Source organism: Streptomyces sp. P17, from assembly GCF_032436805.1.
GTDB lineage: Bacteria > Actinomycetota > Actinomycetes > Streptomycetales > Streptomycetaceae > Streptomyces.
Window position 1 is genome coordinate 1 of record NZ_JAVRBF010000112.1, and the last position, 14,285, is coordinate 14,285.

A 14,285-nucleotide genomic window follows, 5' to 3' on the forward strand; every position below is an offset into this window, starting at 1 on the left:
CTGCGGGTGGACACGCCATGGACGTATGCCTCGATGATGACGGCGTAGAGGGCCTGGTCCACGCGGCGCCGACGTTCAGGCTGGGGAAGAAGGTGCCGGCGCGGAGCTTGGGGATCGCGAGTTCCAGGTCGCCGGCCTGGGTGGTAAGGGTCCGTTCGCGGTGGCCGTTGCGGTAGGCGGTGCGGGTCTCGATGGCGTCCCGCCGGGTGGTGTACCCGATCAACAGACCGGAAGCGCGCAGTTCGGCAAAGCCCAACTCTTCTTCCACAGCGAGCAGAACGACGGGGAGGCGTGGCTGATCGCCGAACGGGGGCGGATCCTCAGACGTTGGATCAGTGAGTACCCGGAGCTCGCCCTGGGCGAGCCGTTCGGAGTCGAGCGACAACTCCTCGACGCCTACGGCATCACGGGCGCCCCTGGTCAGGGCCGTGGTGCTGGGCCATGTCCGAATCCCGTCTATGCGCTGCGCATATGAACCAATACTCTGCGTATTCATGGGGAAAGTAGTGCGTCTGTACTGGGGATACATGGTGGCTGCTGCCTTGGTCGTTGCTTGGAGCCAGCAATGGGCACTGCCGGTGATCGTGGCCCTGTCAGCCAGCGTCTCGGCGTATATCGCATTCCAGGTGCCGGCCTCGTGTGGGGCAGTTAACCGAGACGGGCGGACCTACTGCCGCAACAACGCCTATGGCCTGCTGATGGGGTGCACGAACCGTCAGCACAGGTGGCAGAAGCTCAAGATGATTTTCCTGCGCAGCAAGCTTGGGAGCCTGAGCCGCTCAGTGTTCCCAACGGCCAAAGAGAAGTTCAACGGCGCTCTCGCCGTGGGCGGGTTGCTGTCGGCCGTCGCCGCAGTGATCGTTCCCGTTGTGACCGGTGGCTGAGCGGGCACGACCGTGTGCGTGGGGCACATAGAGGGCACGACAAGCGTGACTGCCACTGCGGCGGCGCGGTTTCGCCGGTCTGACCTGCGGGGGAGTAGCCACCCCTGCTGATCGGCGAAAGGTCTTGAAAACCGTCGTGGCAGCGATGTCACCGTGGGTTCAAATCCCACCGCCTCCGCAGCTGAACGGCCCCTGACCAGAACCGATGTCAGGGGCCTTCGGCATACCCCACGCCGCGACGGGGCGAACGTTGCCTGTCGCGGCACTAGGGCGCGGCCGGAGGCGAGGGCGATGCGGGTCAGGGGCATGGTCGGCACCTTAGGGCGCCCGCCTGCGGGCCCTGAAAGGGGTTTCAGGGCCGGTGCCCCATCATCCGCGCCGCCGAAGCGATCGTCGCCCGCGCCTCCCGCTCGCTCAGCCCGGTGTCGAGCGCCGCCTCGACCAGGGGATCGACCAGCGCGGGCCCGATCCCGTCCTCGTACGCCCGGCAAGCCGCCCAGAACAGCCGGGTGTTGCGCTGCCCCTCGTGCGCGGCGAGGACGAACTGGACCAGGCCCCGGCCGTGGTCGCCCGCCGATGCGGGCACCGGGCTGTGCGGCGCGCGGGGCGGGGGGAGCAGGAGGCGGAGGAGGGCGGGTGGGCAGGCCGCGGGGGCGAGGTGCGCGGTGCCCGGCGCCGTGCCGTAGACGCCGTGTTCCGTGCGGGAGCCGGGGCCGACCAGGTAGCCGCCGGCGCCCCGGATGTCGATGCCGGGGGCGAGGCGGCCGGCCGAGTTGGGGACGACGACGTCCGGGGGGCCGCTGAGCCAGAGGTGGCGTCCGCCGCTCGGGGTCAGGACGACCACCGTGTCGGGGATGGTGAACAGGTGGCGCAGGGCCAGTTCGCGTAGCGCGGCGGAGGAGTCCGTGTCCGACTTCGTGTCGAGGTCGATGCCGATCAGATGGTGCGGCGGGAGGCCGCATGCGATGCCGTACCCCGTCGCCCAGGGCGCGGCGGCGAACAGTTCGCGGATGCGCGTGGGGTCGGTCGAGGCGTCGTAGACACCGTGGCCCAAGCGGCCGCACTCGCCGTGGCAGGGGATGGGGTCGTCGCGGTGGGGGGAGCGCAGGGCCGGGAGTTTCGTCCGGGACAGGGGGATGACGGCCAGTCCGCGTTCGGCGGCTGACAGGGCGTGTGCGAGGGCCAGCGTCGTGGCCTGCCGGTCGGTGGTGGCCATGGATCCATGTTCGTACGCGTGTTCGAAAAAGGGAAGAGGGTCCCCCGGCGACTCGCCGGGCGGGGCGGATTGGCCGGAAAGCTGCCGGAACGCTTCACCCCTTGTCGCACTTGGGCGGAGCTGCCCCTACTGCCCTGAACAGGGCGTTCAAGGCACGCAAAGGGGTTTATCGACTTGTCATCACGCTTGAGGGCGAATCGCGGCTTCCGGGGTGGTTCGCCGGGGATTCGGTGGGCAACTCTGGATTCGCGACGTCGTGCACGAACGCCGGGGCGGTCGGCCAACTGCCTTGGGAGAAGCCGTACTTCACGTGCTTCACGTACTTCACGTTCTGGAGGAACAACATGGCAAGCATCCGTACCGCCCGCGTCATCGCCGCCGCCTCCGCACTTCCGCTCGCGGCCGCCCTCTTCACCGGTGTCGCGTCGGCGGACAACGGCGCCATCGCGGACGACGGATCGAGCGCGGCCGTCACGAATGCCTGGCAGGGCATCATCGGCAGCGGGGTGGGCGGCAACAACAACGGCAACTCGTCCACCACCCAGCAGCAGGCGATCGGCGCCGGTGCCTCGAACCAGAGCAACACCGCCCAGGTCGACGGTTCCGCGTTCACGGCCATCAACCAGGGGAACGACAACGTGGCCGTCAACTTCCCCCCGCTGTGGTGGTGAGCTGAGGACCGGCACCTGAAGGTGCCGGTCCCGGTGTGCTCCGTGGGGTGTGACGCGTCTGCGCGGCGGTGCTACGGCATCGCCGCGCAGGCGCTTTCCGCGCCCCCCCCAAGCACTCTTGACTAACCCTCATATCTGACGGAGAGTCAGAAACCCCAAGAGGGGAGGGAGTCATGGACGCCGAGGACGAAGACCTGACCCTGCGACGCCTCAAGGCCTTCGAGGGCCGGCCCGCCGCCGTCGAAGGCACCGGCAAGGACCCCGTCAACCTGCCCATGATCCGGCACTGGTGCGAGGCCCTGGGCGACACGAACCCCGCGTACACCGGCCCGGACGCCATCGCCCCGCCCACCATGCTCCAGGCCTGGACGATGGGCGGCCTCTCCGGCCATACGGGCCGTTCGGCGGCGTACGACGAACTGCTCGGCCTGCTCGACGCGACGGGCTGCACCTCGGTCGTCGCCACCGACTGCGAGCAGGAGTACGACCGCCCCCTGCGCCCCGGCGACGAGATCACCTTCGACACGGTGATCGAGTCGGTCTCGGCCCGGAAGACCACCAAGCTCGGCACCGGCCACTTCGTCACCACCCGCACCGACATCCGGGTGGGCCCCGACCTCGTCGGCACCCACCGCTTCCGCATCCTCAAGTACGCCCCCGCGAGACGCCCCGCGAAACCCCCGCGCCCCCGCCCGGTCGTCAACCGCGACAACGCGGGCTTCTGGGAGGGCGTCCGGCGACACCAACTCCTCCTCCAGCGCTGCACCGACTGCGCCACCCCACGGCACCCCTGGCTGCCCGGCTGCAACGCCTGCGGCGGCCTCGACTGGGACACCGTGGAGGCGAGCGGCGAGGGCACGGTGTACTCGTACGTCGTCATGCACCACCCGCCGTTCCCGGCCTTCGACCCGCCCTACACGGTCGCCCTGATCGAGCTGCCGGAGGGTGTGCGGATGCTCGGGAACGTGGTCGGGGTGCCGTACGACAAGGTGCGGATCGGGCTGCCGGTGCGGGCCGAATTCCGGGCGTACGACGACGAGTCGACCCTTCCGGTGTGGCGGGTGGCCGTATGAGGACCGGCGACGAACTGCCCCCGCTCACCGTCCCCGTCACCCGCACCCTGATCGTCGCCGGAGCCGTCGCCTCCCGCGACTACCAGGACGTGCACCACGACCCGGAACTCGCCCGGCAGAAGGGCTCCCCGGACATCTTCATGAACATCCTCACCACCAACGGCCTCGTCGGCCGCTACCTCACCGACCACTTCGGACCCACCGCGATGCTCCGCAAGCTCTCCATCCGCCTCGGGGCCCCCAACTACCCCGGGGACACGATGGTGTTGACCGGCAGGATCGAGCGGCTCGACGGTGACACGGCGACCGTACGGGTCATCGGGACGAACGGCATCGGGGCGCATGTGACCGGCACGGCCACCGTCACTCTCGGAGGTGCACGGTGAGGGCGGCGATCGCCGGGATCGGGGCGACAGAGTTCTCCAAGGACTCCGGGCGCAGTGAGCTGCGGCTCGCCGTGGAGGCGGTGCGGGCGGCGCTGGACGACGCGGGGCTGGCGCCCGGCGACGTCGACGGCATGGTCACCTTCACCATGGACACCAGCCCCGAGATCACCGTCGCCCAGGCGGCCGGGATGGGCGAGCTGTCCTTCTTCTCCCGCGTCCACTACGGCGGCGGCGCCGCCTGCGCGACCGTCCAGCAGGCCGCGCTGGCGGTGGCGGCCGGGGCGGCCGAGGTCGTCGTCTGCTACCGCGCCTTCAACGAGCGCTCGGGCCGCCGCTTCGGCTCCGGGGTACAGCAGCGGGAGCCGTCGGCGGAGGGCGCGGCGCTGGGCTGGGTGATGCCGTTCGGCCTGCTCACCCCGGCGTCCTGGGTGGCGATGGCGGCCCAGCGCTATCTGCACACCTACGGCCTGACCCCCGAGGCCGCCTTCGGCCCCGTCGCCGTCACGGCCCGCCGTCACGCGGCGACCAACCCGGCCGCCCACTTCCACGGCCGCCCCATCACCCTCGCCGACCACGCGGCCTCCCGCTGGATCGCCGAGCCGCTGCGCCTGCTGGACTGCTGCCAGGAGACGGACGGCGGCCAGGCGATCGTCGTCACCTCGCTGGAGCGCGCCCGCGACCTCCCCCACCCGCCGGCCGTGGTGGCCGCGGCGGCCCAGGGCGCCTCCAGGGGCCAGGAGCAGATGACCGGCTTCCACACCGGGGATCTCACCGCCCTGGCCGAGTCGGCGGTCGTGGCCCGGCAGCTGTGGCGCACGACGGGACTCACGCCCGCCGACATAGACGTAGGAATCCTCTACGACCACTTCACCCCGTTCGTGCTGATGCAGCTGGAGGAGTTCGGCTTCTGCGGAAGGGGCGAGGCGGCGCACTTCGTGGCGGAGGACCGGCTGCCGCTGAACACCCACGGCGGTCAGCTCGGCGAGGCGTACCTCCATGGGATGAACGGCATCGCGGAGGGCGTACGCCAGATCCGGGGGACCTCGGTCAACCAGGTCCCCGGAGCGGCCCGGGCCCTGGTGACGGCCGGGACGGGGGTGCCGACATCGGGTCTTGTGCTGACGGCGGACGGATGACCCCCAGGGGTCATCCCGTAGTAGACCCCGTCCTCTCGTCCACCCTCAGGAGGTGGCGGTGACCCCACCCCTACAACCTGAGGCGGACTCTGCTTCGGGACCTCCGGCCGATGAGTGACAGTGGTGCCCGCTCCTAGCGTGGAGCCATGACCACACCTGTCTGCACCAGCGCTTCGAACGCCGCCACACCCAGGGCGCAGACCCTTCCGTACCCGTCGTTCTCCTCGTACGTGAGGGCCCGCCAGCCGGTACTGCTGCGTACCGCCAGGTCGCTGACCTCCAACCCGTGCGACGCGGAGGATCTGCTGCAGACCGCGCTCACCAAGACGTACGTCGCCTGGGAGCGCATCGAGGACCACCGCGCGCTCGACGGCTATGTGCGCCGGGCGCTGGTGAACACGCGCACCTCGCAGTGGCGCAAACGCAAGGTCGACGAGTTCGCGACCGACGATCTGCCCGAGCCCGAGCCCTGCCCGAGCGGCTCCGACCCGGCGGAGCAGCAGGCGCTGCACGACGCGATGTGGCGGGCGATCATGAAGCTCCCGGCACGGCAGCGGGCGATGGTCGTGCTGAGGTACTACGAGGACCTCAGCGAGGCCCAGACGGCCGAGGTGCTCGGCGTGTCGATCGGCACGGTGAAATCGGCGGTGTCCCGGGCGCTCGGCAAGCTGCGCGAGGACCCGGAGCTGGCCCCGGCGCGATAGCGTCATCCCTCGGTGAGCGCAACGTGACGTGATCGATCACCCTCCCCTAGTGACATACCGCGTGGTATGCGCGCAGAATCTGCGCAACCCTTACCACCGCGTAGGCAATGTCGCCCCCGGGAGGACCGCCGTGCTGAGCACCATGCAGGACGTACCGCTGCTGATCTCGAGGATCCTGGCCCATGGGTCGACGATCCACGGCACATCACAGGTGACCACCTGGACCGGCGAGGCGGAACCGCACCGCCGCTCCTTCGCCGACGTCGGCGCCCGCGCCGCCCAGCTGGCGCACGCGCTGCGGGACGACCTGGGCGTGGCGGCCGACGAGCGGGTCGCGACCCTGATGTGGAACAACGCCGAGCACGTCGAGGCGTACTTCGCGATCCCCTCCATGGGCGCGATCCTGCACACCCTCAACCTCCGCCTCCCTCCGGAGCAGCTGGTCTGGATCGTCAACCACGCGGCCGACCGCGTGGTCATCGCCAACGGCTCGCTGCTGCCCCTGCTGGCCCCGCTGCTCCCGCACCTGAAGACGGTCGAGCACGTGGTGATCTCGGGCCCCGGCGACCGTTCCCTGCTGGCGGACGCGGCCGTACGGGTCCACGAGTACGAGGACCTGCTCGCCGGGAAGCCCACCTCGTACGACTGGCCCGAGCTGGACGAGCGTGCGGCCGCGGCCATGTGCTACACCTCCGGCACGACCGGCGACCCCAAGGGCGTGGTGTACAGCCACCGTTCGGTCTACCTGCACTCCATGCAGGTCAACATGACCCAGTCGATGGGCCTGACCGACGAGGACACGTCCCTCGTCGTGGTCCCGCAGTTCCACGTCAACGCCTGGGGACTGCCGCACGCCACCTTCATGACCGGCGTCAACCTGCTGATGCCGGACCGCTTCCTCCAGCCGGCCCCGCTGGCGGAGATGATCGAGCGCGAGAAGCCGACGCACGCGGCGGCGGTCCCGACCATCTGGCAGGGCCTGCTCGGCGAGCTGACGGCGAGGCCGCGTGAGGTGTCGTCCCTCGGTCAGGTGACGATCGGCGGCTCGGCCTGTCCGCCCTCGCTCATGAAGGCCTTCGACGAGCTCGGCATGCGGGTCTGTCACGCCTGGGGCATGACGGAGACGTCCCCGCTCGGCACGATCGCCCGTCCGCCGGCCCACGCGGTGGGCACCGACGAGGAGTTCGGCTACCGCCTCACCCAGGGCCGCTTCCCCGCCTCGGTGGAGGCCCGCCTGACGGGCCCGGGCGGCGAGCGCCTGCCCTGGGACGGCGAGTCGGCGGGCGAGCTGGAGGTGCGCGGCCCGTGGATCGCGGGCGCCTACTACAACGGCCCGGACGCCGAACCCCTGCGCCCCGCGGACAAGTTCAGCGAGGACGGCTGGCTGAAGACGGGCGACGTCGGCACCATCGGCCCCGACGGCTTCCTGACCCTGACGGACCGCGCGAAGGACGTCATCAAGTCCGGCGGCGAGTGGATCTCGTCGGTGGAACTGGAGAACGCCCTGATGTCCCACCCCGAGGTCGCCGAAGCGGCCGTCGTGGCGGTCCCCGACGACAAGTGGGGCGAGCGCCCGCTGGCCACGGTGGTCCTGAAGGAGGGCTCGACGGCCGACTTCGCGGCCCTGCGCACCTTCCTCGCCGACCAGGCCGGAATCGCCAAGTGGCAGCTCCCGGAGCGCTGGACGGTCATCGAGTCGGTGCCGAAGACGAGCGTCGGCAAGTTCGACAAGAAGGTGCTGCGCAGGCAGTACGCGGAGGGCACGCTGGACGTGACCGAGCTGAGCTGACGCGGACGCTCAAGAGCCCCCGGCGGCGGTTTCCCGCTACCGGGGGCTCTTCGCGCTGCTAGGGGGTGTTTTGAAAGTCCCGCACAGCACCCACGGCGCCCGGCACGCACCCTCGCCGCACCGGCCAAAGACCCAAGTACGTCCAGTACGAGGGCCTTCGTCCGGCACGCCGAGGGCACGCACCGAACACCGCGGGCACCGCACAGGGCTTTCAAAACACCCCCTAGTTGGTGCCGATCCGCGCCAGCAGATCCACGATCCGGCTCTGCACCTCGGGGCTCGTCGACCGCTCCGCGAGGAACAGCACCGTCTCCCCCGACGCGAGGCGCGGCAGATCGGCCTGGTCGACGGCGGCCGTGTAGACGACCAGCGGAGTGCGGTTGAGCTGGCCGTTGGCGCGCAGCCAGTCCACGATGCCGGCCTGGCGCCGGTGCACCTGCATCAGGTCCATCACGACCAGGTTGGGCCGGAACTGCCCCGCCAGCGTCACCGCGTCCCCGTCACTCGCGGCCCGCGCCACCTGCATCCCACGCCGCTCCAGCGTCGCGGTCAGCGCCAGCGCTATCTCCGCGTGCTCCTCGATCAGCAGCACCCGCGGCGGATGCTGCTCACTGTCCCGAGGCGCCAGCGCCTTCAGCAGTACGGCGGGATCGGCGCCGTACGCCGCCTCCCGCGAGGCCTGTCCGAGCCCCGCCGTCACCATCACCGGCACTTCGGCGGCCACCGCGGCCTGCCGCAGCGACTGGAGCGCGGTCCGCGTGATCGGCCCCGTCAGCGGGTCGACGAACAGCGCGGCCGGGAACGCGGCGATCTGCGCGTCCACCTCCTCGCGCGAGTGCACGATGACCGGACGGTAGCCGCGGTCGCTCAGCGCCTGCTGCGTAGTGACATCCGGCGCGGGCCACACCAGCAGCCGGCGCGGGTTGTCCAGCGGCTCCGGCGGCAGCTCGTCGTCCATCGGCTGCGGGCGCGGGGTGTCCGCCACCTCGACCGCCCCGCCCGGACCGTCCAACGGCTCGGGCCCCTCGGCGGCGTTCTTGTCCGGAGCGCCTATGGCGTACGACCGTCCCGTGCCCTCGGTGCCCTGCGCCAGCCGGGACTGACCGGCGGGCGACGGCTGCGGCTGCTCGGCCTGAGGATGGGGCCGCGCCGCCTGCTCCGGCTGCGCGGCACTCGCGGGATCCGGCCGCGTCCCGAGCTTGCGCCGCCGTCCTCCACCGTTCGTCTGATGCGGGGGAGGCGTCGCCGACGGCTGCTGCACCTGCACCGCCTGCCGCGTGAACGGCACGCCCTGCCCCAACGTCCGCACACTGATCGCCCGCCCCTGCGTGGAGGTCGGATCGACGGGAGCGGCGGCCTCGGCGGGCAACGGCTGCGCGGCACGCGGCTTCCCGGCTTCCGGGGGGAGCGGGGTGCCCTGGGACGGGGTCCCCGGCGCGGGGGGGCCCGCGGCGGGGGTCGGCTGCGGCTGGGCAGGCTTCGGGGGTACGGCCGTACCGGCGCCGGAGGTGTCGTCCGCGGCGGGCCACGGCTGCGGGGCGGGGGTGCCCTGGGCCGGGGTGGGGGCCTCGGCCGGGAGGGGGGCGGCTGCGGGGGCCTGCGCTTCGGGCTGCGGGGCCGCCGGGATCGGCTGCGCCTCGGCGGGCGGGGCCTCCTGGACTGCCTGCCCCTGACCCGGCTGCCCCGGCTGCCCCACGGCCCGTCGCCGGCGCCCGGTCGGCGCGGTCGTCGGATGCGGCTGCGGCGGGGTGTGGTCCGCGGCGTGGTCGTGCGGTACGGCGTCGTGCCGACCGTCGTCCGCGGCGGGAGCGGCGGCCGGGGCCTGCGCCGGGACCGGGACCGGCGTGGGCGCGGGCATCGCGACCGGGGCCTGCGCCTGGGCGTTCCCCTCCGCCCGGTCCGCGTCGGCCGGTGGCAGGGCGAACACCGTACGGGGTCCCGCCTCTTGCGCGGCCGCACGCTCGTTCGCGGCCGCCAGCGCCCGCCGCCGGCGCCCGGTCGGCTGTCCGTCCTCGTCCGAGCCGCCCTCGTCCGAGCCGCCCTGGGCCGGAACCGGCCCGGAAGCGACCGCGGGCAACGCCGCGGGCAGCGCGTGCTGTTCGCCGGAGTCCCGGCGGGCCCGCCGTCCGCCCGGCGCGGGCACGCCCTGCGGCGGCACCGTGCCGCCCAGGCCGGTACCCACGGCCGCGGTCCCGGCGGCGTGCTCGGCAGCCGTGACCACCGCTCCCTCGGCCACGCCCTCGCCCGCGCCGTCCGCACCCGCGACCTCGGCGGGCCGCCCGCGCCGCCGCCCCGTACCGCCGGACACCTCGGCCGGTGCCTGCGCCTGGGCCGGAACGGGCGCCGTCTCCGCCGCCCGTCGCCTGCGCCGCCCGGTGGGCGCGGATTCGCTCTCGGCGCCGTCCGTCCGGCCGGCCACCTCGCTCTCCAGGAAGGCGTCCACGGAGGACCGCCGGGCCCGCCGCCGCCCGCCACCGGAGGTCTGCTCGCCCGCCTCGGTCTCAGCCGGAGGGGAGACAAGCGCGACCTCGGAGCCCGGAACCGCCCCGGCCCCGCCCCCGATCGGCACCTCCAGCACAAACGCGCTGCCGCTCATCCCCGGCACCTCGTGCGTCTGCAGCACACCGCCGTGCGCGCGCACGATCCCGCGCACGATCGGCTCGTGCACCGGGTCTCCCCCGGCGTACGGCCCGCGCACCTCGATGCGGACGACCTCACCGCGCTGGGCCGCCGCCACGACGACCGTGTTGTCCATGTAGCCGCCCGCGGACACGGGCGCGTTGCCGGTCGCGTCGACGCCCGCGACATCGGCGACCAGATGCGCCAGCGCGGTCGCGAGCATCCGGGAGTCGACCTCGGCCTCGATGGGCGGCGCGTGCACGGCGAACTGCACCCGCCCCGGCCCGATGAGTTCGACGGCCCCGTCGACACCGGCGGCGACGACCGCGTCGAGCATCACCTTCGTACGGGTGATGCCCTCGCTGCCGGTGTCGAGGCGCTGGTAGCCGAGGACGTTGTCGATGAGGGTGGTGATCCGGGAGTAGCCGGCCGAGAGGTGGTGCAGGACCTGGTTGGCCTCGGGCCACAGCTGCCCCGCGTCGTCCGCGGCGAGCGCGGCCAGCTCACGGCGCAGTTCGTCCAGGGGCCCGCGCAGCGAGGTCGCGAGCAGGGTGAGGAGCTGCTCGTGCCGCCCGGCGAGCGCCTCGTAGCGGTCCTTCTCCCGCTCGCCGAGCGCCGCGTAGCGCTCCTCGCCCGCGCCGAGTTCCTCCTCGTGCCGCTCCCGGAGCTCCTCGACCTCGGTCACATGTTTCTGGCGCAGCGCGGTGAGCTCGGAGGCGTGCTCCTCGGAGAGCCGCTCCAGCTCCTCCTCGTGCCGCTTCTCGGCGGCGGCCTTCTCCGCGACGAGGGTGTCGTAGGGCCGCCGGTCGGTGAAGGTCATCACGGCACCGACGAGCTGGTCGCCGTCGCGCACGGGGGCGGTGGTCAGGTCGACGGGCACCGGCTCGCCGCTCTTGGCGAACAGCACCTGTCCGCGCACCCGGTGCTTGCGCCCGGAGCGCAGGGTGTCGGCGAGCGGGGACTCCTCGTACGGGAAGGGCGTGCCGTCGGGACGGGAGTGCAGGACGAGGTCGTGCAGCTCGCGCCCGCCGAGATCACTGGCCCGGTAACCCAGTATCTGGGCGGCGGCCGGATTGACGAGCACGATCCGCCCGTCGGTATCGGTGCCCACCACACCCTCGGACGCGGCCCGGAGGATCATCTCGGTCTGCCGCTGCGAACGGGCCAGCTCGGCCTCGGTGTCGATGGTTCCGGACAGATCACGGACGACGAGCATCAGCAGCTCGTCGCTGGCGTAGCCGTAGTTGTCGTAGGCCTGCTGACCGTTCTCCAGATTCGCGGACGTGACCTCGACCGGGAACTCGGTGCCGTCGGTGCGCCGGGCCATCATCCGGGTCGGCTTGGTCCGCCCGCGCGGATCCATGTGGTCGGGGCGCCGCATGGAGCCGGGGATCAGCTTGGAGTCGAACTGCGGCAGCAGATCGAGCAGCCCGCGCCCCACCAGCGCGGTCCCCGGCGCCTCGAAGGCCTCCAGGGCGATGGTGTTGGCGTTGACGACGGTCCCATTGGCGTTGACCAGCACCAACGCATCGGGCAGCGCGTCGAGTATGGCTGCGAGGCGAGCAGCGCCTCGGGATGGCCTGCTGCTCACGAGACGCTTCCCTCCTGTTACCGCACCTTGCCGACCGCTCGGGCCATCTTGCCAACCGGCCCGCCACGTGTCACGCGAGGGAGTCTAAGGGCTGGGGGTGTGACGGCGGCGCCGGATGAGAGGGAGGTCGCACGACGAAGTGACCCAGAACGTATGACCGCGTCCGCTCGACACCCGGTCGACGTCCGGTCGGTCCCCGTCCGGCGTCCCTTCGCTTCGCGAGAGCTTCGCGGGACCTTTACGGAGCCGCGCTGCCGGTCGGTGCCGGTCACCCCTGGCCGGCGGGCCGCAGATCGGGCAGCACGGGCACGAGCCGGTCCCAGCGGGCGATCTCGCAGCCGTCACCGCGGTCGAACCGGGCGTCGACGGGCCGCCCGGCCCAGGTCCCGGTCACGTGTGCGGTGGCCGCACCGCCGTACTGCATGGTGCAGACGCTGCCTGCCGGTACGGGGGCGAAGGCGTCCTTGCCCCAGCGGGCACCGCGGTCGAGGGCGGAGCAGGCGCCGGCGATGTCGGGGTGATCGCCGCCGCCGGGGTGGCAGTACAGCTCGTACCGGCCGTCGGCGCCGCCGCCGGCGTTCTTGACGGTGACGGTGAGGTGGTCGTCGGTGCGGGCGGAGCCTGGGAAGAGGGAGAGGGGGACCGTTTCGGCATGAGCGGGGACGGCGGCCGACAGGGCGGCGACGGATCCGGTGGCGACGAGGAGCCGCCCCAGATGACCGGCGCGAGAGATACGAGGGGCACGGTGGGCGCCGACGGCGCGGATGACGTGTGACATGACTTGCTTAACGCCCCCTGCCCCGGGACGTTGCGCCCGCGGCCGCCTCTCCCCGCTCCACCAGCGGCAAAGGGCTTTGCCCCGCACCCCGCCTGCCTAGTACCGTGGGGGGCGATTGGTGACACCGCGCTCGACTGTGTCATCATCGGCACGCACCACTCGCGCTCGCGCGAGCGACTGTGCTGGAGGCGTCGCCTAGTCCGGTCTATGGCGCCGCACTGCTAATGCGGTTTGGGCCTTAAAGCCCATCGAGGGTTCAAATCCCTCCGCCTCCGCCGTAGATCACCGAAGCCCCGGTCGCCCGACCGGGGCTTCGCTGTTTCGGTCGTTTCCCCAGGTCACAAGGGGTACGCCTAATGGATTTCACATGGCGGCGGCAGTCATGTAATGTTCTTCCTGTCGCCGCGAGCGGGCCGCAAGGACCGGGGTCGACGAGAAAACAGAACAAGCACTCGTAGCTTAACGGATAGAGCATCTGACTACGGATCAGAAGGTTGCAGGTTCGAATCCTGCCGAGTGCACAGCATGTCAGAGGCCCTGTGGAGTGATCCACAGGGCCTTTGGCTTTTGCCTTGACGGCAGTACTGGAAACACACGTGGCAAGTGCTCGTTCGGCAGTCTCGCACCATCGGCACCGAGGTCCTGATCAGGGCTTCCGTGACCGGACCACCTGGGATGCTGTCCAGGCTGAGGGGTGGTCCGGTCTCTTGTTATGGCCGCTTGGCGACGCCTGTCGTCGGGGACTCGTGATCAGCTCAGGGCCTTGCCCACCTCATAGATGGTGGGGCGATCCCCGGGAGCATGGCTGAGCATCGCGTCGATCAGCTCACCGAGTTGACCGGGCACCTTCACGGAGCGGCGATTCCCCCTCACCACTGCCTCCCGCTGAACAGGACGTGGAGCATCGTCCGGATACTCGACCGCTCGCCAGCCGGTAGCGGAGATGAGGAGACTGGGCCAGATTCTCGCCACTCACGGTCCAGAGGTCATCGAAGACCATGAACCCGGCGGCCTTCATGGCGCGCGCCGAGGCAGCGACCATTTCCGGGTCACGGGCGCCCCCGCCCGGCTTCGGGTTGTGGTGCAGGAAGCGGCCCGCGAACTTCTCGCACAGCTCGGCGTACTCCTTCGTGTGCAGGATGAGCGCGTGCAGGCCGAGGTCCACGTCGTCCGACGGAACCATGGGCACCGTGGCGGTGGCAGCGGTGACGAGGAACGCCACGGCCTGGTCCGCGATCCGTTCGGCACGCTCGGGGGACTGGCCGTGGTGCGCGACCACGAAGTGGCCGAGGCTCCCGAACAGTTCCTCACCAGCCACCGCGCGACCGGTCTTCTGATCGTTCGCCGTTGCCGTCATGTGCGATCTCCTTCTTCCTCGATGGCCGCAGCAGCGTGATGCCTTGTACGGACAGTGACCTTTCGAAGGTTTTCGAGGCGA

Annotated in this window: 10 protein-coding genes, 2 tRNA genes and 3 pseudogenes; 9 read left to right on the forward strand and 6 right to left on the reverse strand. The window is 71.5% G+C overall.

The window, feature by feature from the left end; translation table 11 throughout:
- Window positions 1-190, reverse strand: a pseudogene (locus RMT89_RS38500) (transposase); the annotation flags it as partial.
- Between the two features lie 304 nt (window positions 191-494).
- Between RMT89_RS38500 and RMT89_RS38505 the strand changes: the two are divergent.
- A complete protein-coding gene (locus RMT89_RS38505) occupies window positions 495-884 on the forward strand; it encodes a hypothetical protein (RefSeq protein ID WP_315888422.1) in 390 nt (129 codons plus the stop codon).
- A 352-nt stretch (window positions 885-1,236) separates the two neighbouring features.
- Here the strand turns inward: RMT89_RS38505 and RMT89_RS38510 are convergent, their stop codons facing one another.
- Window positions 1,237-2,100, reverse strand: a complete 864-nt coding sequence (locus tag RMT89_RS38510) for a bifunctional DNA primase/polymerase (protein ID WP_315888423.1) — start codon at window positions 2,098-2,100, stop codon at window positions 1,237-1,239.
- A gap of 344 nt (window positions 2,101-2,444) precedes the next feature.
- Here RMT89_RS38510 and RMT89_RS38515 point away from each other — a divergent pair, with 344 nt between their 5' ends.
- The 6 genes from RMT89_RS38515 (at window position 2,445) to RMT89_RS38540 (ending at window position 7,859) form a co-directional block, all read left to right on the forward strand.
- Window positions 2,445-2,771: a hypothetical protein gene (locus RMT89_RS38515; protein ID WP_315888424.1), complete on the forward strand. Its 327-nt coding sequence runs from the start codon at window positions 2,445-2,447 to the stop codon at window positions 2,769-2,771.
- A gap of 173 nt (window positions 2,772-2,944) precedes the next feature.
- Entirely contained in the window at window positions 2,945-3,844 is a 900-nt protein-coding gene (locus RMT89_RS38520) for a bifunctional MaoC family dehydratase N-terminal/OB-fold nucleic acid binding domain-containing protein (protein WP_315888425.1), read from the forward strand.
- Complete coding sequence (locus tag RMT89_RS38525) at window positions 3,841-4,230, forward strand: MaoC family dehydratase (RefSeq protein WP_315888426.1); 390 nt, start codon at window positions 3,841-3,843, stop codon at window positions 4,228-4,230. The genes RMT89_RS38520 and RMT89_RS38525 overlap by 4 nt, the downstream gene beginning before the upstream one ends.
- Window positions 4,227-5,366, forward strand: a complete 1,140-nt coding sequence (locus tag RMT89_RS38530; protein ID WP_315888427.1) for a lipid-transfer protein — start codon at window positions 4,227-4,229, stop codon at window positions 5,364-5,366. The genes RMT89_RS38525 and RMT89_RS38530 overlap by 4 nt, the downstream gene beginning before the upstream one ends.
- A 146-nt stretch (window positions 5,367-5,512) precedes the next feature.
- Window positions 5,513-6,070, forward strand: coding sequence for a SigE family RNA polymerase sigma factor (locus RMT89_RS38535; RefSeq protein WP_315888428.1), 558 nt, complete (start codon window positions 5,513-5,515; stop codon window positions 6,068-6,070).
- Window positions 6,071-6,200: 130 nt separating this feature from the next.
- Window positions 6,201-7,859, forward strand: a complete 1,659-nt coding sequence (locus tag RMT89_RS38540; RefSeq protein ID WP_315888429.1) for a long-chain fatty acid--CoA ligase — start codon at window positions 6,201-6,203, stop codon at window positions 7,857-7,859.
- A 223-nt stretch (window positions 7,860-8,082) separates the two neighbouring features.
- Here the strand turns inward: RMT89_RS38540 and RMT89_RS38545 are convergent, their stop codons facing one another.
- Window positions 8,083-12,069: a PAS domain-containing protein gene (locus RMT89_RS38545; RefSeq protein ID WP_315888430.1), complete on the reverse strand. Its 3,987-nt coding sequence runs from the start codon at window positions 12,067-12,069 to the stop codon at window positions 8,083-8,085.
- Window positions 12,070-12,337: 268 nt separating this feature from the next.
- The gene (locus tag RMT89_RS38550) at window positions 12,338-12,847 is read right to left on the reverse strand and encodes an SSI family serine proteinase inhibitor (RefSeq protein WP_315888431.1); all 510 of its coding nucleotides are present in this window, start codon (window positions 12,845-12,847) and stop codon (window positions 12,338-12,340) included.
- Window positions 12,848-13,031: 184 nt separating this feature from the next.
- Here RMT89_RS38550 and RMT89_RS38555 point away from each other — a divergent pair.
- Together RMT89_RS38555 and RMT89_RS38560 are read left to right on the forward strand one after the other, a co-directional pair.
- Window positions 13,032-13,122, forward strand: a tRNA-Ser gene (locus RMT89_RS38555).
- 173 nt (window positions 13,123-13,295) lie between these two features.
- A tRNA-Arg gene (locus tag RMT89_RS38560) sits at window positions 13,296-13,368 on the forward strand.
- A gap of 229 nt (window positions 13,369-13,597) precedes the next feature.
- On the opposite strand, the pseudogene RMT89_RS38565 reads toward RMT89_RS38560, so the two are convergent.
- A pseudogene (locus RMT89_RS38565) lies at window positions 13,598-13,801 on the reverse strand (protein kinase family protein); the annotation flags it as partial.
- Window positions 13,800-14,204 (reverse strand): annotated as a pseudogene (locus RMT89_RS38570) (glycine-rich domain-containing protein); the annotation flags it as partial. The pseudogenes RMT89_RS38570 and RMT89_RS38565, both read right to left, overlap by 2 nt.
- Window positions 14,205-14,285: the final 81 nt, after the last annotated feature.